The following is a 22579-nucleotide window of genomic DNA, read 5'->3' as shown; positions in this document are numbered from 1 at the left end:
AAGCCCGCGAAGCAGGCGACGCGATCCGGAATGAAAAAACGCCGCCTCTAAGGGCGGCGTTTTTGCTCACACGGTATGCAGATACCAGTTGTACTCGAGGTCGGAGATCGAGTGCTCGAACTCCTCCAGCTCGCTCTCCTTGCACGCGACAAAGATGTCGATGTACTTCGGATCGATGTACTTGTTCAGGATCTCGCTGTCGTCCAGCTCGCGCAGGGCATCGCGCAGGTTGTTCGGCAGGCTTTGATCCAGCTGCTCGTACGAGTTGCCTTCAATAGGCGTGCCTGGCTCGATCTTGTTGGTCAAGCCGTGGTGCACGCCTGCCAGCACGGCAGCCATCATCAGGTACGGGTTGGCGTCGGCGCCGGCTACGCGGTGCTCGATGCGCACGGCATCTGCAGAACCGGTTGGCACGCGCAGGGCCACGGTACGGTTGTCCAGGCCCCAGCTCGGCGCGTTCGGCACGTAGAACTGTGCGCCAAAGCGGCGGTAGGAGTTGACGTTCGGGCAGAGGAACGCCATGGACGCAGGCAGGGTCTCGAGCACACCGCCGACAGCGTGACGTAGCGCGGCGTTCTGCTCGGGATCCTCGCTGGTGAAGATGTTGTTGCCATCTTTGTCCAGCACGGAGATGTGTACATGCAGGCCATTGCCAGCCTGGCCCGGATAGGGCTTGGCCATGAATGTGGTGTCCATTTCATGGTCGTAGGCGATGTTCTTGATCAACCGCTTGAGCAGTACCGCGTAGTCGCAGGCCTTGAGCGGGTCGGCAACGTGGTGCAGGTTGACTTCGAACTGCGCCGGGGCGCTTTCCTTGACGATGGCGTCAGCCGGGATGCCTTGCTCTTTCGCGCCTTCCAGGATGTCCTGCAGGCAGTCGGCATATTCGTCGAGGTCGTCGATCAGGTAGACCTGGGTCGACTGCGGGCGCTTGCCCGAGATTGGCGAGCGTGGTGGCTGCGGACGGCCGTTCACGTTCTCCTGGTCGATCAGGTAGAACTCCAGCTCGAACGCGGCGCAGATGGTCAGGCCCATATCGGTGAACTTGCTCACCACCTGACGCAGCACTTCGCGCGGGTCGGCGAAGAACGGCTCGCCTTCCAGTTCGTGCATGGTCATCAGCAGCTGCGCGGTCGGGCGCTTCTGCCATGGCTCATTGCAGAGTGTGTCGGGGATTGGATAGCAGATGCGGTCAGCATCGCCGATGTCCAGGCCCAGCCCGGTGCTTTCGACGGTAGAACCGTTGATGTCCAGGGCGAAGAGGGAGGCCGGCAGGTTGATGCCTTTCTCGTAAACCTTGTGGAGGCTGGTGCGCTCAATGCGCTTACCACGCACCACACCATTCATATCTGCAATCAGAAGGTCAACGTAGAGAACCTCAGGATGTTCCTTAAGGAACGCGTTCGCTTCGTTAAGCTGAACGGCACGCGGGGGTACCGACATGATGCAACACCTTTGTTGTTAAAAATATCAATCAAGGGGGGCTTGCAGGACCAGTCAATCGAAAAGACAAACTGATGTCAAGCCAACCCCATGATGCCCTGAAATGGCACATCGACGGCAGATTTGCTGCATATCGGGGCGCGCCATTATCCGCTATTTCCTTCACAAAGGGCTATCTCCGACATGCCGTGTTTTATTTTTTACGGAGGTGTTGTGTAAAAAAATTAACAAGGCTAAGCTCGGACTCAACCCAAAACACAATAATACGAGGGTCACATGGTCCGCTTGTCGCGACCTGAACGCGCTGCCTGCGCAGTGCAGTCGGGTATCCCTGCCGTTCCCGCACGCATCAGTCGAACTGTGGCCTGCATGGCCGCAATAATTGACGCTTTGCGCACCTGGACCACACCTCGTAACGCTTTTTCGTTGCTCTTCTCGTATTCCTGCCCTTTGATGCCACTACGGACACGCTTGATTTCAGTGTATCCACAGTGCGCCTGCGCGTGGGTTTTTGCTTTAGCAATCTACTCCCTCCAGAATCAGAGCGCGGACCACCTTACCTCCTGAGGTATTTATGAGTAACAACCTCGACCAGCTCACCGATTGGTTGAAAGAGCACAAGATCACCGAAGTCGAATGCCTGATCAGCGACCTGACCGGCATCACCCGCGGCAAGATCTCGCCCACCAACAAATTCATCGCCGAAAAAGGCATGCGCCTGCCCGAAAGTGTATTGCTGCAGACCGTGACCGGCGACTATGTCGACGATGACATCTATTACGACCTGCTAGACCCGGCCGACATCGACATGATCTGCCGCCCCGACCAGGACGCCGTATTCCTGGTGCCGTGGGCCATCGAGCCGACCGCCCAGGTGATCCACGACACCTACGACAAGAAGGGCAACCCGGTCGAACTGTCACCGCGCAACGTGCTGAAGAAAGTCCTCAAGCTCTATGCAGACAAGGGCTGGCAGCCGATCGTCGCGCCGGAGATGGAGTTCTACCTGACCAAGCGCAGCGAAGACCCGGACTTCCCGCTGCAGCCGCCGGTCGGCCGCTCGGGCCGCCCGGAAACCGGCCGCCAGTCGTTCTCGATCGAAGCCGCCAACGAATTCGACCCGCTGTTCGAAGACGTCTACGACTGGTGCGAACTGCAGCGTTTGGACCTCGACACCCTGATCCACGAAGACGGCACGGCGCAGATGGAAATCAACTTCCGTCATGGCGATGCGCTGCACCTGGCCGACCAGATCCTGGTGTTCAAGCGCACCATGCGCGAGGCCGCGCTCAAGCACAACGTCGCCGCCACCTTCATGGCCAAGCCGATGACCGGCGAGCCGGGCAGCGCCATGCACCTGCACCAGAGCGTGGTCGACGTGACCACCGGCAAGAACATCTTCAGCAATGAAGACGGCAGCATGAGCGAACTGTTCCTGCACCACATCGGTGGCCTGCAGAAGTTCATCCCCGAAGCGCTGCCGCTGTTCGCCCCCAACGTCAACTCGTTCCGCCGCTTCCTGCCCGACACCTCGGCGCCGGTCAACGTCGAGTGGGGCGAAGAAAACCGCACCGTTGGCCTGCGCGTACCGGATGCCGGCCCGCAGAACCGTCGCGTCGAGAACCGCCTGCCGGGCGCTGACGCCAACCCTTACCTGGCCATCGCCGCCAGCCTGCTGTGTGGCTATATCGGCATGGTCGAGGGCATCGAAGCCAGCGCGCCGGTTCAGGGCCGTGGCTACGAACGCCGCAACCTGCGCCTGCCGCTGACCATCGAGGACGCCCTCGAACGCATGGAAAACAGCCGTGCGCTGGTGCAGTACCTGGGCAAGAAGTTCATCACCGGCTACGTCGCCACCAAACGCGCCGAGCACGAGAACTTCAAACGCGTCATCAGCTCCTGGGAGCGTGAGTTCCTGTTATTCGCTGTCTGATCAACCCTGAGGCCGCCCGTGCGGCCGCCGGAAAATGGAGAGGCACATGAGCGTCAACAACCCGCAAACCCGTGAATGGCAAAACCTGAGCGGCGAGCACCACCTTGCACCCTTCTCTGACTACAAGCAGCTGAAGGAGAAGGGGCCGCGCATCATCACCAAGGCGCAGGGTGTGCATTTGTGGGACAGCGAGGGGCACAAGATCCTCGACGGCATGGCCGGCCTATGGTGCGTGGCAGTCGGCTACGGCCGTGAAGAACTGGTGCAGGCGGCAGAAAAGCAGATGCGCGAACTGCCGTACTACAACCTGTTCTTCCAGACCGCTCACCCGCCAGCGCTGGAGCTGGCCAAGGCGATCACCGACGTGGCCCCTGAAGGCATGACCCATGTGTTCTTCACCGGTTCCGGCTCCGAAGGCAACGACACTGTGCTGCGCATGGTTCGCCATTACTGGGCGCTGAAGGGCAAGCCGCACAAGCAGACCATCATCGGCCGCATCAACGGCTACCACGGCTCCACCTTCGCGGGTGCGTGCCTGGGCGGCATGAGTGGCATGCACGAGCAGGGCGGCCTGCCGATCCCGGGCATCGTGCACATTCCTCAGCCGTACTGGTTCGGTGAGGGCGGCGACATGAACCCGGACGAGTTCGGAGTCTGGGCAGCCGAGCAACTGGAGAAAAAGATTCTGGAAGTCGGCGAAGACAATGTCGCCGCCTTCATCGCCGAGCCGATCCAGGGCGCCGGTGGCGTGATCATTCCGCCGGAAACCTACTGGCCGAAGGTCAAGGAGATCCTGGCGAAGTACGACATCCTGTTCGTCGCCGACGAAGTGATCTGTGGCTTCGGGCGCACAGGCGAGTGGTTCGGCTCCGACTACTACGACCTCAAGCCCGATCTGATGACCATTGCCAAGGGCCTGACCTCCGGTTACATCCCCATGGGCGGTGTGATCGTGCGTGACAAGGTGGCCAAGGTGATCAGCGAAGGTGGCGACTTCAACCACGGCTTCACGTATTCCGGCCATCCGGTGGCGGCTGCTGTGGGCCTGGAAAACCTGCGCATCCTGCGCGACGAAAAGATCGTCGAGAAGGCACGTACGGAAGCGGCACCGTATTTGCAAAAGCGTTTGCGTGAACTGCAGGACCACCCGCTGGTCGGCGAGGTGCGCGGCCTGGGCCTGCTCGGCGCGATCGAGTTGGTCAAGGACAAGGCGACCCGCAGCCGTTATGAGGGCAAGGGTGTCGGAATGGTCTGCCGTAACTTCTGCTTCGAAAACGGCCTGATCATGCGTGCGGTCGGCGATACGATGATCATCGCGCCGCCACTGGTGATCAGCCATGAAGAGATCGACGAGTTGGTAGTAAAGGCACGCAAATGCCTCGATTTGACCCTTGAGGCGATTCGATAAGCGTTTGCTAGGCTAGCGATGTGACATTAAGTCGTTACAAGGCCCTGCTTTCCTTGATACAGGGCCTTGTAACTTGCCAGACTAGCGGCTGTTTCAGTTGCCGCGCGCTCTGCACCGTGGGTTCTGGCTGCTGGACAGTTGCTAACATAAAAATTCTGGAGCATTACGCATGAATAAAATGGGCAAAACGTTGCTGGCCGCCGCCCTGATGGGTGCCGTGGCTACCGCTGTTCAGGCTGAAGACAAAGTGTTGAACGTCTACAACTGGTCGGACTACATCGCTCCGGACACCATCGCCAAGTTCGAGAAGCAGACCGGTATCAAGGTCAAGTACGACGTCTTCGACAGCAACGAAACCCTGGAGGCCAAACTGCTGGCCGGCAAGTCGGGCTACGACATCGTCGTGCCGTCGAACAATTTCCTGGCCAAACAGATCAAGGCTGGCGTCTACGAGGAGCTGGACCGCTCCAAGCTGACCAACTGGAAAAACCTCGACAAGGACCTGCTCAAAGCTGTTGGCGACGCCAGCGACAAGGACAACAAGCACGCCTTCCCGTACATGTGGGGCTCGATCGGCATCGGCTACAACCCGGAGAAGGTCAAGGCCGCGCTGGGCGTGGACAAGATCGACTCGTGGGACGTGGTGTTCAAGCCTGAGAACATCGCCAAGCTCAAGAGCTGCGGCGTGAGCTTCCTGGATGCCCCGACCGAAATGCTGCCGGCCGCACTGCACTACCTGGGCAAGCCGAGCAACAGCACCAGCAAAGAAGACCTGAAGGCCGCCGAGGAGCTGTTCCTCAAGGTTCGTCCTTCGATCACCTACTTCCACTCGTCCAAGTACATCGGCGACCTGGCCAACGGCAACATCTGCGTAGCCGTCGGTTACTCGGGTGACGTCGAGCAGGCCAAGGCCCGTGCCCACGAAGCTGGCGACAAGGTGAAGGTGGACTACATCATTCCGAAAGAAGGTGCCGGTACCTTCTACGACATGGTCGCCATCCCGAAAGACGCCGAGCATAAAGATGCGGCCTACCAGTTCATGAACTTCCTGCTGCAGCCGGAAGTCATGGCCGAGATCACCAATGCCGTGCGCTTCCCGAACGGCAACGAGGCCGCTACCCCGTTGGTTGACAAGGCCATCACCAGCGACCCAAGCATCTATCCGCCAGCTGAAGTGAAGAAAGAGCTGTATGCCATTGCTGCACCGGACGCCAAGGTCCAGCGTGACATCACCCGTAGCTGGACCAAGATCAAATCGGGCAAATAACCCCGATGTGTGACCTCTGGGCCGGGGTTTACCGGCCCAGAGCCAGTGAATGGTAATTGATGATTGCGGCATCGAAGCTGCGCAGGTAAGTTGCGCGCCGGTTTTGTGTGCGCGGTAGCGCTTGTAGCCAATAAGTACGCCGTCACCAAGGCACTGATTGTGAGGACCACCCACTTGTCTATTTCTGTATTACGCAAGGCCTTGATGGCTGGAGCGGGCCTGACGCTGGCATGCAGCGTCCAAGCGGCGCCTACGGTGCATGTGTACAACTGGTCGGACTATATTGGCCCGAACACACTCGCTGACTTCGAAAAGGAAACGGGTATCAAGCCCGTGCAAGACGTTTTCGATTCCAACGAAACCCTGGAAGGTAAACTGCTGGCCGGCAACACCGGCTATGACGTAGTGGTGCCGTCCAACCATTTCCTCGGCAAGCAGATCAAGGCGGGCGCGTTCCAGAAGCTCGACAAGAACCTGCTGCCCAACTATTCCAATCTCGACCCGGCCCTGATGAAGCGCCTGGAAAAGAACGACGCGGGCAACCAGTACGCCGTGCCTTACCTGTGGGGCACCAACGGTATCGGTTACAACGTCGACAAGGTCAAGGCCGCGCTGGGCGTGGACAAGATCGATTCCTGGTCCGTGCTCTTCGAGCCCGAGAACATGAAGAAGCTCTCCAAGTGCGGTGTGGCCTTCCTCGACTCGGCGGACGAAATGCTCCCGGCGGTGCTCAACTACATGGGGCTCAACCCCAACAGCACCGACCCCAAGGATTACGCCAAGGCCGAGCAGAAGTTGCTGGCCGTACGCCCGTACGTGACCTATTTCCACTCGTCGAAGTACATCACCGACCTGGCCAACGGCGACATTTGCGTCGCGGCAGGTTTCTCGGGTGATGTGTTCCAGGCCAAGGCCCGCGCTATCGAAGCGAAGAAGGGCGTGAACCTGGCCTACGCCATTCCCAAGGAAGGCGGCAACCTCTGGTTCGACGTGCTGGCGATCCCCAAGGACGCCAAGAACGTCAAAGAGGCCCACGCCTTCATCAACTATTTGCTGAAACCTGAGGTTATCGCCCAGGTCAGTGATTACGTCGGTTACGCCAACCCGAACCCCAAGGCTGGCGACCTGATGGACCAGGCCGTGAGGACTGACGCTGCGGTTTACCCACCGCAGGAAGTGCTGGACAAGATGTTCGTGAACTCAGAGCTGCCGCCCAAGGTGCAGCGCTTGATGACCCGTAGCTGGACCAAGGTCAAGTCGGGCAAGTAATTATCCAGACCCGCTGCGGTACCTGGATCACAGGCCGCGCGGGCACAAAAATCTTGTTGGGAGTTTCACTCATGGCAGTTGCCTCCGGTGCCTATAAAAAAGCCCTCGAGGGTGGCCAGCAACCCAAGCAGGTGCTGGTCAAGATCGACCGGGTTACAAAAAAGTTCGACGAAACGGTCGCCGTGGACGATGTGTCCCTGGAAATCCGCAAAGGCGAGATCTTCGCCCTGCTGGGTGGCTCCGGTTCCGGTAAATCGACCCTGCTGCGTATGCTGGCCGGCTTCGAGCGCCCGACTGAAGGGCGGATCTTCCTCGATGGCGTCGACATCACCGACATGCCGCCGTACGAGCGGCCGATCAACATGATGTTCCAGTCCTACGCGCTGTTCCCGCACATGACCGTGGCGCAGAACATCGCCTTCGGCCTGCAGCAGGACAAGATGCCCAAGGCCGAGATCGACGCCCGCGTGGCCGAGATGCTCAAGCTGGTACACATGAGCCAGTACGCCAAGCGCAAGCCACACCAGCTCTCCGGTGGCCAGCGCCAGCGGGTAGCCTTGGCCCGTTCTCTGGCCAAGCGCCCCAAGCTGCTGCTGCTCGATGAGCCGATGGGTGCGCTGGACAAGAAACTGCGTTCGCAGATGCAGCTGGAACTGGTGGAAATCATCGAGCGCGTGGGCGTGACCTGCGTGATGGTGACCCACGACCAGGAAGAGGCCATGACCATGGCCCAGCGTATCGCCATCATGCACCTGGGCTGGATCGCCCAGATCGGCTCGCCGGTGGATATCTACGAGACCCCGACCAGCCGCCTGGTGTGCGAATTCATCGGTAACGTCAACCTGTTCGACGGTGAAGTGGTCGACGATGCCGAAGGCCACGCGATCATTGCCAGCCCGGAACTGGAGCGCAAGATCTACGTCGGCCACGGCATCACCACTTCGGTGGAAGACAAGCACATCACCTACGCCCTGCGCCCGGAAAAGCTGCTGGTCACCACCAGCCAGCCAGACTTCGAGCACAACTGGTCGCGCGGCAAGGTCCACGATATCGCCTACCTCGGTGGCCACTCGGTGTTCTACGTCGAGCTGCCAAGCGGCAAGATCGTCCAGTCGTTCGTCGCCAACACCGAGCGCCAGGGCGCCCGCCCGACCTGGGGCGATGAAGTGTACGTGTGGTGGGAAGACGACAGCGGCGTGGTACTGCGGTCATGAAACTGCGCAAGCTCAAAAGAGCCTTTCAGCGTTTGACCCCGGAAGGGCGGCATGTGGTGATCGGGATTCCGTTCATCTGGCTGTTCCTGTTCTTCATGCTGCCGTTCTTCATCGTCTTGAAGATCAGCTTCGCCGAAGCCGACGTGGCAATCCCGCCGTATACCGAGATCTACACCTACGTCGAAGACAAGATCCAGTTGGTGCTCAACCTGGCCAACTATGGCCTGCTGACCGAGGATGAGCTGTACATCTCGGCCTACCTGGGCTCGTTGAAGATGGCCTTCTTCAGCACCCTGCTGTGCCTGCTGATCGGCTACCCGATGGCCTACGCCATCGCCAACGCCAAGAAGGAGACCCAAACGGTCCTGCTGCTGCTGATCATGATGCCGACCTGGACCGCGATCCTGATCCGCGTCTATGCCTGGATGGGCATCCTCAGCAACAACGGGCTGCTCAACGGTTTCCTGCTGTGGACCGGCTTGATCGATCAGCCCTTGCAGATCCTCAACACCAACCTGGCGGTGTATATCGGCGTGGTCTATTCGTACCTGCCGTTCATGATCCTGCCGCTGTTCGCCAACCTGGTGAAGCACGACCAGAGCCTGCTCGAAGCCGCTTCTGACCTGGGTTCGAGCACCTTCAACAGCTTCTGGAAGATCACCGTGCCGCTGTCGAAGAACGGCATCATCGCCGGCTGCATGCTGGTGTTCATCCCGGTGGTGGGCGAGTTCGTGATTCCTGAGCTGCTTGGCGGCCCGGAAACCCTGATGATCGGTAAAGTGCTGTGGCAGGAATTCTTCAACAACCGTGACTGGCCGGTGGCTTCCGCCCTGGCGGTGGTGATGCTGGCGATCCTGATCGTGCCGATCCTGCTGTTCAACCGCAGCCAGGCCAAAGAAATGGAGGGCAGAGCATGAAGCGCTTCAGTTTTTCCAAGCTGATGCTGGTGCTCGGCTTGCTGTTCATCTACCTGCCGATGCTGATCCTGGTGATCTACTCGTTCAACGCCTCCAAGCTGGTAACGGTGTGGGGTGGCTGGTCGGTGAAGTGGTACGTCGGCCTGCTCGACAACACTCAGCTGATGGGTTCGGTGATGCGCTCGCTGGAAATCGCCTGTTACACGGCGGTGGCCGCAGTGGCGCTGGGTACCCTGGCGGCCTTTGTGCTGACCCGGGTCACCCGCTTCAAGGGCCGCACGCTGTTCGGCGGCCTGGTCACCGCACCGTTGGTCATGCCTGAGGTGATCACCGGTCTGTCGCTGTTGCTGCTGTTCGTGGCCATGGCGCAGATGATCGGCTGGCCGCAGGAGCGTGGCATCGTCACCATCTGGATCGCCCACACCACGTTCTGCGCGGCATATGTGGCGGTGGTGGTGTCGGCCCGCCTGCGCGAGCTGGACCTGTCGATCGAGGAAGCGGCGATGGACCTGGGTGCCAAGCCGTGGAAGGTGTTCTTCCTGATCACTATCCCGATGATCGCACCGTCGCTGGCGGCAGGTGGCATGATGTCGTTCGCGTTGTCGCTGGACGACCTGGTACTGGCGAGCTTCGTGTCCGGCCCGGGTTCGACCACCTTGCCGATGGAAGTGTTCTCGGCGGTGCGCCTGGGCGTGAAGCCTGAGATCAACGCCGTGGCCAGCCTGATCCTGCTGTCGGTGTCGCTGGTGACCTTCTTTGTCTGGTTCTTCAGCCGCCGTGCCGAAGAGCATCGACGCAAGGCGATCCAGCAAGCGATCGAAGAGGGTGCGGCGGCCAACGCCTCGCAGCCACAGGTCAAGCGCCCGACTCAGGTGGCAGCGTCGGCCTGACCCGGCCCATTCGCGGGCATGCCCGCTCCACAGGGACCTCACAGCCTCAAGGTTTGTGGTAACCCCTGTGGGAGCGGGCGAGCCCGCGAAGGCACCCACACGGATTCAAAGCCATATTGCATCCCAGTGTGGATAGTCCCTGAAACTCCTTACCAATCCAGCCCTCAAGGGGTTGGCCACAATGTAACGGGCTACATGCACCACACTCTCTTCCCGCCTCAACGCATGGTCATGGTAACCCGGTTGCCATATCAGCTTGTGCCTGACACCTGCCTTGTGTAACGCAATGGCTGTGCGTGATTTGAACTTGCGCATCAGTGTTCCCAATGCCACCTCTTTTAGCTCGATCAACCAATGCAAGTGGTCAGGCATCAGTACCCAGGCCAGCGAACGACAATCCTGAATGTCATCTGAGACCCGCAGGTGTTTGACCACCAGGCGAGCAAGGTGGAAGTCATGGAACAGTGCGGCTAATGGCATTGTGATCTTCCTTGAAACTGAATTTGCTTCTGAAAGGTAGCGGCTTAAGCGGGGATGGTGGGTGACTGATGGTTTCTGGATATGGCAGAAGCTGATGCATGGCTTTGCCGGCCTCTTCGCGGGCTCGCCCGCTCCCACATGGGTGGCGCAGTCTTCGAAACCTGTGCATAGCTGTGGGAGCGGGCGAGCCCGCGAAGAGGGCCGGACAGCCGCTGAAAATGCCTAACTGATCCCGGTCAGTGCCGTTTATCGAACCCTGAACTACGCTGACAGTCGCATCCAAAGAATCATTTGCGCGCAAAGCAAGGAGCCTGCATGACGTTGATGCGTCCGCTGTCGGTAGTTTGCCTGGGGCTGCTGTATATGCTCGCCGGCTGTAGCAAGGAAGAAACCACCGCAACACTGCCACGGGTTGGCGTACAGCAGGTGTCGCCCACCGACTTCGCTGCCAGGGTTACCCTGACCGGCGACGTGCAGGCGCGGGTGCAGACCGACCTGTCGTTCCGCGTCGGTGGCAAGATCATTTCCCGTAGCGTCGACGTCGGTGACCATGTCAAGGCCAACCAGGTGCTTGCACGCCTCGACCCCAAAGACCTGCAGAACAACGTTGACTCGGCCAAGGCCGAGGTGTTCGCTGCCCAGGCGCGGGTCACCCAGACCAGCGCCGCCTTTGTGCGCCAGCAAAAACTGCTGCCCAAGGGCTATACCAGCCAGAGTGAATACGATGCCGCCGAAGCTGCGCTGCGCAGCAACCAGAGCGCGCTCAAGGCAGCCCAGGCAGAGCTGGCCGATGCCAACGAGCAACTGAGCTACACCGCACTGGTATCCGATGCCGATGGCGTGATTACCGAACGCCAGGCCGAAGTCGGCCAGGTGGTGCAGGCGACCATGCCGATCTTCAGCCTGGCCCGTGACGGCGACCGCGATGCGGTGTTCAACGTCTATGAATCACTGCTGGTGGCGCCGCCGAGCGATGCCGGTGTCATCGTCAGCCTGCTGGATGACCCTAAGGTGCAAGCTCACGGCGTTGTCCGCGAAATCACCCCCACCGTGTCGGCGCAAAGTGGCACGGTGCAGGTCAAGGTGGCGCTCAAGGACGTGCCGCCGGGCATGCAGCTGGGCGCGCCGGTCACGGCCAGTACCAATGCAGTGGGGCGGCCGAGCATCGAGCTGCCGTGGTCAGCCTTGACCAAGGCGCTGCATGAACCTGCCGTCTGGGTGGTGGGCGAGGGCGACAAGGTTGAATTGCGCAAGGTCGAGGTCAGCCGTTACCTGACCGGCAAGATCGTAGTCGCCAACGGCCTTAAGGCCGGCGAGACCGTGGTGGTGGTCGGTAGCCAGCTGCTGCACCCGGGCATGCAGGTAGAAAAGGTCGATGCCAAGACCACGGAGGGTGAGCTATGAAGCGCCTGCTGATGCTGTCGGCCGGCCTGCTGCTGGCCGCCTGCGGTCATGAGGAAGAAGCGCCCGAGCCGATCCGGCCGGTGTTGTCGGTCAAGGTGGCGCCACAGGTGCAGTCGCAGCTGGGCCGCTTCGCGGGCGTTATCCAGGCGCGTTTCGAAAGCACCTTGGGCTTCCGGGTTGGGGGGCGCATTGCCCGGCGTTGGCTGGATGTGGGCGCCCAGGTGAAGCCGGGTGACACCTTGGCCACGCTCGACCCCACCGACCAGCAAAACCAGTTGCGCGCGGCCGAAGGCGACCTGGCCAAGGTGCAGGCGCAGTGGATCAATGCCCAGGCCGATGCTCGCCGCCAACAACAGCTGTACGACCGTGGCGTTGGTGCCCAAGCCCAGCTGGATATTGCCCAGACCAACCTGAAAACCACCAGCGCCGCACTGGAGCAGGCGCGCTCTGCGCTCAGCCAGGCCCGTGACCAGCTCGACTACAGCACCCTGCGCGCCGACCACGCCGCAGTGATCACGGCCTGGCAGGCCGAAGCCGGGCAAACCGTCACCGCAGGCCAGTCTGTGGTCACCCTGGCCCGGCCGGACGTGAAAGAGGCCGTGATCGATCTGCCCATCGGTCTGGCCGAGCAGTTGAGCAAAGACCTGACCTTCACGGTCGCTTCGCAACTCGATCCTTCCATCAACACCACGGCCACCCTGCGCGAGCTGGAGCCCCAAGCTGATGCCGCCACCCGCACCCGTCGCGCCCGGCTGACCCTGGCGAGCACACCGGCCGCCTTCCACCTGGGCACCGCGATCAGTGTGACCCTCAGCTCGCAAGTGTACCCGCGCAGCGAACTGCCCCTGAGTGCCTTGCTCGAGCGTGACGGCAAAACTCAGGTGTGGGTGATCGATACCCAGCAGAAGACCGTGGGCACCCGTGACGTCACCCTGATCGATCGTACTGCCGACAGCATCGTCCTGGCTTCGGGCGTGCAGCCTGGCGAGCGCGTGGTGACGGCGGGCGTAAACAGCCTCAAGCCTGGCCAGAAGGTCACCTTCGACGAGGATGCGCAATGAAAGGAAGCTTCAACCTGTCCGAATGGGCGCTCAAGCATCAATCGTTCGTCTGGTACCTGATGTTCGTTGCCCTGCTGATGGGCATTTTCTCGTACTTCAACCTTGGCCGTGAGGAAGACCCTTCGTTCACCATCAAGACCATGGTGATCCAGACCCGTTGGCCGGGTGCGACCCAGGACGAAACCCTCTACCAAGTGACCGACCGCATCGAGAAGAAGCTCGAAGAGCTGGACTCCCTCGACTACACCAAGAGCTACACCCGCCCTGGCGAGTCCACGGTGTACGTGTACCTGCGCGACACCACCAAGGCCAAGGACATCCCGGAAATCTGGTACCAGGTGCGCAAGAAGATCCAGGACATCCGCGGCCAGTTCCCGCAGGGTATCCAAGGGCCTGCCTTCAACGACGAATTTGGTGACGTGTTCGGTTCGATCTACGCCTTTACTTCCGACGGCCTGACCCTGCGCCAACTGCGCGATTACGTAGAACAGGCCCGCGCCGAGGTGCGCGAAGTACCCAATATCGGCAAGATCGAACTGGTCGGTACCCAGGACGAAGTGCTGTACCTGAACTTCTCCACCCGCAAACTGGCGGCACTGGGCATCGACCAGCGCCAGGTCATGCAAGCGCTGCAAGCACAGAACGCGGTGACCCCGGCTGGGGTGATCGAGGCCGGCCCCGAGCGCATTTCGGTGCGCACCACCGGGCAGTTCGCCTCGGAAAAGGACCTGCAGACCGTCAATCTGAAGATCAACGACCGCTTCTTCCGTCTGGCCGACATCGCCGACATCCAGCGCGGCTACGTCGACCCGCCGTCGCCGATGTTCCGCTACAACGGCCAGACCGCCATCGGCCTGGCCATCGGCATGAAGGCTGGTGGCAACATGCAGGTATTTGGCGCGGCGTTGAAAAAGCGCATGGACCGGGTGATCGAAGACTTGCCGGTCGGCGTTGGCGTGCACACCGTGTCGGACCAGGCCGTGGTGGTCAAGCAGGCGGTCGGCGGCTTCACCAGCGCGCTGTTCGAAGCGGTGGTGATCGTGCTGGCGGTGAGCTTCGTCAGCCTCGGCATGCGCGCCGGCCTGGTGGTAGCCTGCTCGATTCCGCTGGTGCTGGCGATGGTGTTCGTGTTCATGGAATACAGTGGCATCACCATGCAGCGGATTTCGCTGGGGGCACTGATCATCGCCCTCGGCCTGCTGGTGGATGACGCGATGATCACCGTCGAGGTGATGGTCACGCGCCTGGAAATGGGCGAGAGCAAGGAGCAAGCGGCCACGTTCGCCTATACCTCGACGGCGTTCCCCATGCTGACCGGTACCTTGGTGACGGTGGCCGGCTTCGTGCCCATCGGCCTCAACGCAAGTTCTGCAGGTGAGTACACCTACACGCTGTTTGCGGTGATCGCCGTGGCGCTGATGGTGTCGTGGGTGGTGGCGGTGTTCTTCGCCCCGGTGTTGGGCGTGCACATTCTCAGCAGCTCCAAGCTCAAGGCCCATGAGGCCGAGCCCGGGCGTGTCGGCCGGGCCTTCGAGCATGGTCTGCTGTGGTGCATGCGCAACCGCTGGCTGACCATCATCGGCACCATCGTGCTGTTTGCCCTGGCGATCTTCTGCGAGCGCTTTGTGCAGAACCAGTTCTTCCCGTCATCGGACCGCCCGGAAATCCTCGTCGACCTCAACCTGCCACAGAACGCCTCGATCGAGGAAACGCGCAAGGTGGTCGACCGCTTCGAGGCGCGGATCAAGGACGACCCGGACCTGGTGAGCTGGAGCACCTACATCGGCCAGGGTGCGATCCGCTTCTACCTGCCCCTCGACCAGCAGTTGCAGAACCCGTACTACGCGCAGCTGGTGATCGTCAGCAAAGGCTTCGAAGAGCGCCAGGGCATGATGCAGCGGCTGCAGAAGATCCTCCATGAAGACTTCGTCGGCATCGGCGTCAACGTGCAGTCGCTGGAGATGGGCCCGCCAGTAGGCCGGCCGATCCAGTACCGGGTCAGCGGCGGCAATATCGACGAAGTGCGCAAGCACGCCATCGACCTGGCCACCTTGCTCGACCAGAACGAGCACATCGGCGAGATGATCTACGACTGGAACGAACCCGGTAAGGTGCTGCGGGTGGAAATCGCCCAGGACAAGGCGCGCCAGCTGGGGCTGTCGTCGGAAGACGTGGCCAACGTGATGAACAGCATCGTCAGCGGGGTGAACATCACCCAGGTCAACGACAACATCTACCTGGTAAATGTGGTCGCCCGCGCCGAGGACAGCGAGCGGGGCTCGCCCGATACCCTGCAGAACCTGCAGATACTGACCCCCAGTGGTACCTCGATCCCGCTGCTGTCGTTCGCCACCGTGCGTTACGAGCTGGAGCAGCCGCTGGTGTGGCGTCGTGACCGCAAGCCGACCATCACCATCAAGGCCTCGGTCAACGGCGATATCCAGCCTACCGACCTGGTGGCCCAGCTCAAGCCGAAGATCGACGAGTTCGCCAGCAAGCTACCTGTGGGCTTCGAAGTGGCCACCGGCGGTACCGTGGAGGAAAGCGCCAAGGCTCAGGGGCCGATCCGCAAGGTCATCCCCTTGATGCTGTTCCTCATGGCGACCTTCCTGATGATCCAGCTGCACAGCGTGCAGAAGCTGATCCTGGTGGTCAGCGTGGCCCCCCTGGGGCTGATCGGGGTGGTGCTGGCGCTGGTGCCGACGGGCACGCCAATGGGCTTTGTGGCAATCCTCGGCATCCTCGCGCTGGCGGGCATCATCATTCGTAACTCGGTGATCCTGGTGACCCAGATCGACGAGTTCGAAGCCCAGGGTTACTCGCCATGGGATGCGGTGGTGGAGGCGACCAACCACCGGCGCCGGCCGATCCTGCTGACGGCGGCGGCAGCGAGCCTGGGGATGATCCCCATTGCCCGCGAGGTGTTCTGGGGACCGATGGCCTACGCCATGATCGGCGGGATCATTGTCGCGACCCTGCTGACGCTGCTGTTCCTGCCGGCGTTGTATGTGGCCTGGTACAAGATTCGCGAGCCTGAACACCACAACTGAACGTTCTTGTAGGAGCGGGCTTGCCCCGCGAACACCGGCAAAGCCGGTGCCAGGCCCCTAGGCGCTTGGCACCGGCTTTGCCGGTGTTCGCGGGGCAAGCCCGCTCCTACAAGGGGCGCGCGTCAGGTTTGAGAAATGGTTATATAAACATTCTTAAACAGTATTTTTAAGAATAATCCCGCCTCACTACTATTGCCTCCAAGCCAGGCAATAAATCCCCTTCAAATCCCTGCCCGGCACCCTCATTCCAAGGAGAACGAGCATGAGTGCATCGCTGCGTAGCATCGACGGTCAGGACGAAGCCACCATTCTGCGTGAGATCCAGAGCGCCTTGCGCGACCTGCGTTTCGGTGCGGTGGAAATCACCGTGCACAACGCTCAGGTCGTGCAGATCGAGCGCAAGGAGAAGTTCCGCCTGCAACAGCCTGGTAACAAGACCGGCTGATTCGCGCCACAACATCCAAAACTAGAAAAATGCCAATCGGGAGCTTCACCATGTCCATCCGCCGTTATGCACTCGCCGCCTTGGCCAGTGCTGTTTTTGCCGGTTCCGCCATCGCCAAGGACTACGAACTGCTGAACGTGTCCTATGACCCGACCCGTGAGCTGTACCAGCAGTACAACGCCGAATTCATCAAGCACTGGCAACAGGCCCATCCGGGCGACAAGGTGAAGATCCAGCAATCCCATGGCGGCTCGGGCAAGCAGGCCCGGGCGGTAATCGACGGCCTGCGCGCCGACGTGGTGACCCTGGCCCTGGCCGGTGACATCGACGAAGTCGCCAAACTCGGCAAGACCTTGCCCGAGGACTGGCAGAAGCGCCTGCCGGACGCCAGCACCCCGTACACCTCGACCATCGTGTTCCTGGTGCGCAAGGGCAACCCGAAAGGTATCAAGGACTGGGGCGACCTGATCAAGAAGGACGTGTCGGTCATCACGCCCAACCCGAAAACCTCCGGTGGCGCCCGCTGGAACTTCCTCGCCGCCTGGGCCTACGGCCTGAAGACCGGCGGTAGCGAAGACAAGGCCAAGGCCTACGTGCAGGAGCTGTTCAAGCACGTGCCTGTATTGGATACCGGTGCCCGCGGCTCGACCATCACCTTCGTCAACAACGGTCAGGGTGACGTGCTGCTGGCGTGGGAAAACGAAGCCTTCCTGGCGCTGAAGGAAGACGGTGGCGCTGACAAGTTCGACATCGTCGTGCCGTCGCTGTCGATCCTTGCCGAGCCGCCAGTGGCGGTAGTCGACAAGAACGCCGAGAAGAAGGGCAATACCGAGATTGCCAGCGAATACCTGAAGCACCTGTACAGCCCGGCCGGCCAGAAGATCGCTGCCGAAAACTTCTACCGCCCGCGTGACGAGAAAGTTGCTGCCGAATTTGGCAAGCAATTCCCCAAACTGGATCTGGTAACCATCGACAAGGACTTTGGTGGCTGGAAGACTGCACAACCGAAATTCTTCAACGATGGTGGTGTGTTCGACCAGATCTATCAGGCACAGTAACGCGGTCATGGTAGGAGCGGCCTTTAGCCGCGAAAGGGCTGCGCAGCAGCCCCAGGATTCAGAAGCCTGCACCGGCCCGGAATTGTTTCCGGGCTTCGTGCGTTAAACCAGGGATCTTTATGTCACGTCGCATTTCCCCCGTCATACCCGGCTTCGGGCTGACGCTGGGCTACACCTTGGTGTACCTCAGCCTGATCGTGCTGATACCGCTGGCGGCCATGTTCATCCATGCCTCGCAGCTGACCTTCGAACAGTTCTGGAACGTCATCAGTGCACCGCGGGTGATCGCCGCACTCAAGCTGAGTTTCGGCACCGCCCTGTTCGCCGCCATCATCAACGGTGTGATCGGTACCCTGCTGGCTTGGGTGCTGGTGCGCTACACCTTCCCTGGGCGCAAGATCATCGACGCGATGATCGACCTGCCGTTCGCCCTGCCCACCGCCGTGGCCGGTATTGCCTTGACCGCCCTGTACGCGCCTGCGGGCTGGGTTGGCCAGTTCGCCACCGACTTGGGCTTCAAGATTGCCTACACGCCGTTGGGCATCACCCTGGCACTGACCTTCGTCACCCTGCCGTTCGTGGTGCGCACGGTGCAACCGGTGCTGGCCGACATCCCGCGTGAAGTCGAAGAGGCCGCTGCATGCCTGGGCGCCAAACCTCTGCAGGTGTTCCGCCACATCCTGGCGCCAGCGCTGCTGCCCGCCTGGCTCACCGGCTTTGCCCTGGCCTTCGCCCGTGGCGTTGGCGAGTATGGTTCGGTGATCTTCATCGCTGGCAACATGCCGATGAAGACGGAGATCCTGCCGTTGCTGATCATGGTCAAGCTCGACCAGTACGACTACACCGGCGCCACTTCCATCGGCGTGCTGATGCTGGTGGTTTCCTTCATCCTGCTGCTGCTGATCAACCTGCTGCAGCGCCGCATCGAAACCCCTTGAAGGAGGCCGCATGTCCAGTTCAACCCTGAGTGCAAGCGCTGCCGCCAACGCCGCCCGGCGTGGCAGCGCCACCTCGCGGCGCGTTCTGATCGGCCTTGGCTGGCTGGTATTCGCGCTGTTCCTGCTGCTGCCATTGGTCATTGTGGTGTCGCAGGCGCTGAAGAATGGCTTCGGCACCTTCGTCGAGGCGATCTTCGAGCCTGATGCCTTGTCGGCGCTTAAGCTTACCTTGCTCGCCGTGGTCGTTTCGGTGCCGCTGAACCTGGTATTCGGTGTCAGTGCCGCCTGGTGCGTGAGCAAGTACAGCTTCCGCGGCAAGAGCATCCTGGTGACCTTGATCGACCTGCCGTTCTCGGTGTCGCCGGTGATCGCCGGCCTGGTCTACGTGCTGATGTTCGGCGCGCAAGGCCTGTTCGGCCACTGGCTGCAGGACCACGATATCCAGATCGTGTTCGCCCTGCCGGGCATCGTCCTGGCGACCATCTTCGTCACCGTGCCGTTCGTTGCCCGTGAACTGATCCCGCTGATGCAGGAGCAGGGCACGCAAGAGGAGGAGGCCGCGCGCCTGCTCGGTGCCAATGGCTGGCAGATGTTCTGGCACGTGACCTTGCCGAACATCAAATGGGGCCTGATCTATGGTGTGGTGCTGTGCACCGCGCGGGCCATGGGCGAGTTCGGCGCGGTGTCGGTGGTGTCGGGCCATATCCGTGGCGTGACCAACACCTTGCCGCTGCACGTGGAGATCCTCTACAACGAGTACAACCACGTCGCGGCCTTCAGCGTGGCCAGCCTGTTGCTGATCCTGGCGCTCTTCATCCTGCTGCTCAAGCAGTGGAGCGAGAACCGTATTAACCGCCTGCGCAACAGCGCCGCGGAGGAATGATTCATGTCGATCGAAGTTCGTAACGTCAGCAAGCGCTTCAACAGCTTCCAGGCCCTGAACAGTATCAACCTGGACATCAACAGCGGCGAGCTGGTGGCCCTGCTTGGCCCGTCCGGCTGTGGCAAGACCACCCTGCTGCGCATCATCGCCGGCCTGGAAACCCCGGACCAGGGCAACATCGTGTTCCATGGCGAGGACGTGTCCGGCCATGACGTGCGTGATCGCAACGTCGGCTTCGTGTTTCAGCACTACGCGCTGTTCCGCCACATGAGCGTGTTTGACAACGTTGCCTTCGGCTTGCGCATGAAGCCCAAGGGCGAGCGCCCGAGCGAGAGCAAGATTGCCGAGAAAGTCCATGAACTGCTGAACATGGTGCAGCTCGACTGGCTGTCCGACCGCTACCCCGAGCAGCTGTCTGGTGGCCAGCGCCAGCGTATTGCCCTGGCCCGCGCGCTGGCGGTGGAGCCCAAGGTGCTATTGCTCGACGAGCCGTTCGGTGCGCTCGACGCCAAGGTACGCAAGGAGCTGCGCCGCTGGCTGGCGCGCTTGCACGAAGACATCAACCTGACCTCGGTGTTCGTCACCCACGACCAGGAAGAGGCGATGGAAGTGGCTGACCGCATCGTGGTGATGAACAAGGGTGTGATCGAGCAGATCGGCTCGCCGGGCGAAGTGTACGAGCAGCCAGCCAACGATTTCGTCTATCACTTCCTCGGTGACTCCAACCGCCTGGCCTTGAGCGAGGGGCACCATGTGCTGTTCCGCCCGCACGAGGTGTCGCTGTCGCGGCATGAGACCGAGGGCCACCATGCGGCCGAAGTGCGCGACATCCGCCCGCTGGGTGCGACCACCCGGGTGACCTTGAAGGTAGAAGGGCAGAGCGAGCTGATCGAGGCCGAAGTGGTCAAGGACCACGACAGCCTGACCGGGTTGGCCCGCGGGGAGACGTTGTTCTTCCGGCCGAAGGTCTGGCAGAAGGTGGCGGATATCTGAGTCGCCTTGAAGCATGAACAGCCCGGGCATGGTCCCGGGCTTTTTATTGTCTGGGCGATTGCTGGGGCTGCTCTGCAGCCCTTTCGCGACACAAGGCCGCTCCTACGGGGGGTGCGCGGTCCTTTGTAGGAGCGGCCTTGTGTCGCGAAACGAGGGCATAGCCCTCGCGGCAATCTGATGCCTTGCACGAATATTTCATATGCCTGCAAAGCATCGCCTGATCGCTGTGAACCCGCACCCCGCGAAACCCTTGGGCTAGAGCCATCCTCTCTAAATATATATTCCCAAGAGTTCTAACTTTAATTTTAAACATTACTTTCAGAGATAAACGCATGCCCGCGATGATTCAGCTACACACCTGAATCAAGAACCCCAGGAGTTTGATCAATGGGTAATGTCCAATCGGCCGTCAGGGCCTACGACCAGCCATGGCGCCCGAGCCCGGGTGACCTGGTCGAGCTTGGACGGACGCTTCGCCTGCCACTGGGCCAGCTGCGCCTGCAACGCACTCCGGTCAGCGGCCTGAAGCGCCGTGACAAGCTGGCGCTGGGCCTGCTGGTATTGGCCCTGCACGGCGCTGCAGCCTACTGGGTGAGCCAGGCCCCCACGCCTGCGCTGCCCGTGGTGCCGCCACAGATTCCGCCCATGACCATCGAATTTGCCGCGCCCGCGCCGCCGGTGGTGGAACCGCCACCGCCCGCCCCGGCACCGCCGGTGGTCGAGCCCCCGCCTCCGGTGATCGACGAGCTGGCCGCCAAGCCCAAGCCGAAGCCAAAGCCCGTGCCCAAGCCGGTCGCCAAGCAACCGCCCAAGCCGCAGCCCAAGCCGGTCGAGGCGCCGCCACCTGCTCCGGTGGCGGCTCCGGCACCGCCTGCGCCACCGGCACCGGCACCCGTCACGCCGCCGTCGGCCAACGCTGCGTACCTGAAAAACCCGGCACCGGAATACCCGCAGATGGCCCTGCGCCGTGGCTGGGAAGGCACCGTACTGCTGCGCGTCGAGGTACTGCCCAACGGCAAGCCGGGGCAGATCCAGATCCAGAAGAGCAGCGGCCGCGATGCACTCGACGCCGCCGCGCTGGCTGCGGTCAAGCGCTGGAGCTTCGTCCCCGCCAAGCAGGGTGATGTGGCCCAGGCCGGCTGGGTCAGCGTGCCAATCGATTTCAAGCTTCGCTAACTTTTCGCAGAACACAGGAAGACACCATCATGAGCCTGCTGGCATCCCCCCTCGAGTCCGTTGAAAGCGCAGTCATCTGGCTGCTGGTCGGTTTTTCCGTCGTCACCTGGGGCCTGGCCCTGGTCAAGGCTGCGCAGTTTGTGCGGCTGAAGAATCAGGACAAGCGCTTCCACCAGCAATTCTGGGCAGCATCGAGCCTCGACTCGGCGGCGGAAATCAGCCACGAGCTGCCTGGCCCGGCCGCCCGCGTTGCCCAGTCCGGCTACGCCGCGATTGCGGTCGGTGACACCCACGCCAGTGACCTGAGCCACGCCATCAACCACCAGGACCGCCTCGAACGCGCCCTGCGTCAGCAGATCGTGCGTGAACGCCGTTCGCTGGAAACTGGCCTGGCGGTGGTCGCCAGTATCGGCAGCACCTCGCCCTTCATCGGTCTGTTCGGCACCGTGTGGGGCATCATGGAAGCGCTCAAGGGCATCAGTGCGGCCGGTTCCGCCAGCCTGGAAACCGTTGCCGGGCCGATCGGCGCGGCGCTGGTCGCCACCGGTGTGGGTATCGCCGTCGCGGTGCCGGCGGTGCTGGTCTACAACTACTTCCTGCGCCGCCTCAAGCTGACCGCGGCCGACCTCGATGACTTCGCTCACGACTTCTACAGCCTGGCGCAGAAGAGTGCTTTCCGCGTGTTGGTCCATCCGGCCGTACACAAGGCTCAGGCCGGTTTCACCCAGCCGGTGAAGGAGGCGTCCTGAC

The 22579-nt window shown here is 61.5% G+C and carries 19 protein-coding genes; 17 read left to right on the top strand and 2 right to left on the bottom strand.

Going from position 1 to position 22579, the window contains the following annotated elements:
• Nucleotides 1-66: 66 nt before the first annotated feature.
• Nucleotides 67-1443: a glutamine synthetase family protein gene (locus APH28_RS13390; RefSeq protein WP_060510047.1), complete on the bottom strand. Its 1377-nt coding sequence runs from the start codon at nucleotides 1441-1443 to the stop codon at nucleotides 67-69.
• A gap of 574 nt (nucleotides 1444-2017) precedes the next feature.
• Between APH28_RS13390 and APH28_RS13385 the strand changes: the two genes are divergently transcribed.
• From APH28_RS13385 to APH28_RS13355, 7 genes are all read left to right on the top strand, one after another.
• Nucleotides 2018-3376 carry a glutamine synthetase family protein gene (locus APH28_RS13385; RefSeq protein WP_054887243.1) on the top strand — a complete coding sequence of 453 codons (1359 nt, stop codon included), beginning with the start codon at nucleotides 2018-2020 and terminating at the stop codon, nucleotides 3374-3376.
• 46 nt (nucleotides 3377-3422) lie between these two features.
• Complete coding sequence (locus APH28_RS13380; protein WP_060510045.1) at nucleotides 3423-4784, top strand: aspartate aminotransferase family protein; 1362 nt, start codon at nucleotides 3423-3425, stop codon at nucleotides 4782-4784.
• 169 nt (nucleotides 4785-4953) lie between these two features.
• Entirely contained in the window at nucleotides 4954-6051 is a 1098-nt protein-coding gene (locus APH28_RS13375; protein WP_060510043.1) for a polyamine ABC transporter substrate-binding protein, read from the top strand.
• 174 nt (nucleotides 6052-6225) lie between these two features.
• On the top strand, nucleotides 6226-7320 hold the full coding sequence (locus APH28_RS13370; protein WP_060510041.1) for a polyamine ABC transporter substrate-binding protein: 1095 nt from the start codon (nucleotides 6226-6228) through the stop codon (nucleotides 7318-7320).
• Nucleotides 7321-7391: 71 nt separating this feature from the next.
• On the top strand, nucleotides 7392-8534 hold the full coding sequence (locus tag APH28_RS13365; protein ID WP_060510039.1) for an ABC transporter ATP-binding protein: 1143 nt from the start codon (nucleotides 7392-7394) through the stop codon (nucleotides 8532-8534).
• Nucleotides 8531-9451 carry an ABC transporter permease subunit gene (locus APH28_RS13360; protein ID WP_060510037.1) on the top strand — a complete coding sequence of 307 codons (921 nt, stop codon included), beginning with the start codon at nucleotides 8531-8533 and terminating at the stop codon, nucleotides 9449-9451. Before APH28_RS13365 ends, APH28_RS13360 begins: the two co-directional genes overlap by 4 nt.
• Entirely contained in the window at nucleotides 9448-10341 is an 894-nt protein-coding gene (locus APH28_RS13355; protein WP_060510034.1) for an ABC transporter permease subunit, read from the top strand. The genes APH28_RS13360 and APH28_RS13355 overlap by 4 nt, the downstream gene beginning before the upstream one ends.
• 105 nt (nucleotides 10342-10446) lie before the next feature.
• Here APH28_RS13355 and APH28_RS13350 read toward each other — a convergent pair whose 3' ends face one another.
• Complete coding sequence (locus APH28_RS13350; RefSeq protein WP_060510032.1) at nucleotides 10447-10821, bottom strand: transposase; 375 nt, start codon at nucleotides 10819-10821, stop codon at nucleotides 10447-10449.
• A gap of 315 nt (nucleotides 10822-11136) precedes the next feature.
• Between APH28_RS13350 and APH28_RS13345 the strand changes: the two genes are divergently transcribed.
• The 10 genes from APH28_RS13345 to APH28_RS13300 all read left to right on the top strand — a co-directional run bounded on the left by APH28_RS13345 (nucleotide 11137) and on the right by APH28_RS13300 (nucleotide 22578).
• On the top strand, nucleotides 11137-12225 hold the full coding sequence (locus APH28_RS13345; RefSeq protein ID WP_060510030.1) for an efflux RND transporter periplasmic adaptor subunit: 1089 nt from the start codon (nucleotides 11137-11139) through the stop codon (nucleotides 12223-12225).
• Nucleotides 12222-13286 carry an efflux RND transporter periplasmic adaptor subunit gene (locus tag APH28_RS13340; RefSeq protein WP_060510028.1) on the top strand — a complete coding sequence of 355 codons (1065 nt, stop codon included), beginning with the start codon at nucleotides 12222-12224 and terminating at the stop codon, nucleotides 13284-13286. The genes APH28_RS13345 and APH28_RS13340 overlap by 4 nt, the downstream gene beginning before the upstream one ends.
• Complete coding sequence (locus APH28_RS13335; protein ID WP_060510026.1) at nucleotides 13283-16336, top strand: efflux RND transporter permease subunit; 3054 nt, start codon at nucleotides 13283-13285, stop codon at nucleotides 16334-16336. Before APH28_RS13340 ends, APH28_RS13335 begins: the two co-directional genes overlap by 4 nt.
• A gap of 262 nt (nucleotides 16337-16598) precedes the next feature.
• The gene (gene oscA / locus APH28_RS13330) at nucleotides 16599-16781 is read left to right on the top strand and encodes a sulfur starvation response protein OscA (RefSeq protein ID WP_003258557.1); all 183 of its coding nucleotides are present in this window, start codon (nucleotides 16599-16601) and stop codon (nucleotides 16779-16781) included.
• Between the two features lie 50 nt (nucleotides 16782-16831).
• Entirely contained in the window at nucleotides 16832-17839 is a 1008-nt protein-coding gene (locus APH28_RS13325) for a sulfate ABC transporter substrate-binding protein (RefSeq protein ID WP_060510025.1), read from the top strand.
• A 119-nt stretch (nucleotides 17840-17958) separates the two neighbouring features.
• Complete coding sequence (gene cysT, locus APH28_RS13320) at nucleotides 17959-18777, top strand: sulfate ABC transporter permease subunit CysT (RefSeq protein WP_060510023.1); 819 nt, start codon at nucleotides 17959-17961, stop codon at nucleotides 18775-18777.
• Between the two features lie 10 nt (nucleotides 18778-18787).
• The gene (gene cysW, locus APH28_RS13315) at nucleotides 18788-19660 is read left to right on the top strand and encodes a sulfate ABC transporter permease subunit CysW (RefSeq protein WP_060510021.1); all 873 of its coding nucleotides are present in this window, start codon (nucleotides 18788-18790) and stop codon (nucleotides 19658-19660) included.
• 3 nt (nucleotides 19661-19663) lie between these two features.
• Entirely contained in the window at nucleotides 19664-20653 is a 990-nt protein-coding gene (locus APH28_RS13310; protein ID WP_060510018.1) for a sulfate/molybdate ABC transporter ATP-binding protein, read from the top strand.
• Nucleotides 20654-21040: 387 nt separating this feature from the next.
• Nucleotides 21041-21829: an energy transducer TonB gene (locus APH28_RS13305; RefSeq protein WP_060510016.1), complete on the top strand. Its 789-nt coding sequence runs from the start codon at nucleotides 21041-21043 to the stop codon at nucleotides 21827-21829.
• 29 nt (nucleotides 21830-21858) lie between these two features.
• Nucleotides 21859-22578, top strand: coding sequence for a MotA/TolQ/ExbB proton channel family protein (locus tag APH28_RS13300; RefSeq protein WP_060510015.1), 720 nt, complete (start codon nucleotides 21859-21861; stop codon nucleotides 22576-22578).
• Nucleotide 22579: the final 1 nt, after the last annotated feature.

The sequence above is a fragment of the Pseudomonas sp. NBRC 111124 genome (assembly GCF_001320245.1).
Lineage (GTDB): Bacteria > Pseudomonadota > Gammaproteobacteria > Pseudomonadales > Pseudomonadaceae > Aquipseudomonas.
This window is presented reverse-complemented; position numbering and strand designations above follow the sequence as displayed.

What these genes read in the sequence shown, in the direction of transcription:
- cysW (WP_060510021.1), top strand. Translation starts at nt 18,788, where the DNA reads ATGTCCAGTTCAACCCTGAGTGCAAGCGCTGCCGCCAACGCCGCCCGG.
- APH28_RS13355 (WP_060510034.1), top strand. Translation starts at nt 9,448, where the DNA reads ATGAAGCGCTTCAGTTTTTCCAAGCTGATGCTGGTGCTCGGCTTGCTG.
- cysT (WP_060510023.1), top strand. Translation starts at nt 17,959, where the DNA reads ATGTCACGTCGCATTTCCCCCGTCATACCCGGCTTCGGGCTGACGCTG.
- APH28_RS13305 (WP_060510016.1), top strand. Translation starts at nt 21,041, where the DNA reads ATGGGTAATGTCCAATCGGCCGTCAGGGCCTACGACCAGCCATGGCGC.
- APH28_RS13325 (WP_060510025.1), top strand. Translation starts at nt 16,832, where the DNA reads ATGTCCATCCGCCGTTATGCACTCGCCGCCTTGGCCAGTGCTGTTTTT.
- APH28_RS13350 (WP_060510032.1), bottom strand. Translation starts at nt 10,821, where the DNA reads ATGCCATTAGCCGCACTGTTCCATGACTTCCACCTTGCTCGCCTGGTG.
- APH28_RS13385 (WP_054887243.1), top strand. Translation starts at nt 2,018, where the DNA reads ATGAGTAACAACCTCGACCAGCTCACCGATTGGTTGAAAGAGCACAAG.
- APH28_RS13375 (WP_060510043.1), top strand. Translation starts at nt 4,954, where the DNA reads ATGAATAAAATGGGCAAAACGTTGCTGGCCGCCGCCCTGATGGGTGCC.
- APH28_RS13300 (WP_060510015.1), top strand. Translation starts at nt 21,859, where the DNA reads ATGAGCCTGCTGGCATCCCCCCTCGAGTCCGTTGAAAGCGCAGTCATC.
- APH28_RS13360 (WP_060510037.1), top strand. Translation starts at nt 8,531, where the DNA reads ATGAAACTGCGCAAGCTCAAAAGAGCCTTTCAGCGTTTGACCCCGGAA.
- APH28_RS13345 (WP_060510030.1), top strand. Translation starts at nt 11,137, where the DNA reads ATGACGTTGATGCGTCCGCTGTCGGTAGTTTGCCTGGGGCTGCTGTAT.
- APH28_RS13340 (WP_060510028.1), top strand. Translation starts at nt 12,222, where the DNA reads ATGAAGCGCCTGCTGATGCTGTCGGCCGGCCTGCTGCTGGCCGCCTGC.
- APH28_RS13335 (WP_060510026.1), top strand. Translation starts at nt 13,283, where the DNA reads ATGAAAGGAAGCTTCAACCTGTCCGAATGGGCGCTCAAGCATCAATCG.
- APH28_RS13365 (WP_060510039.1), top strand. Translation starts at nt 7,392, where the DNA reads ATGGCAGTTGCCTCCGGTGCCTATAAAAAAGCCCTCGAGGGTGGCCAG.
- APH28_RS13380 (WP_060510045.1), top strand. Translation starts at nt 3,423, where the DNA reads ATGAGCGTCAACAACCCGCAAACCCGTGAATGGCAAAACCTGAGCGGC.
- oscA (WP_003258557.1), top strand. Translation starts at nt 16,599, where the DNA reads ATGAGTGCATCGCTGCGTAGCATCGACGGTCAGGACGAAGCCACCATT.
- APH28_RS13390 (WP_060510047.1), bottom strand. Translation starts at nt 1,443, where the DNA reads ATGTCGGTACCCCCGCGTGCCGTTCAGCTTAACGAAGCGAACGCGTTC.
- APH28_RS13310 (WP_060510018.1), top strand. Translation starts at nt 19,664, where the DNA reads ATGTCGATCGAAGTTCGTAACGTCAGCAAGCGCTTCAACAGCTTCCAG.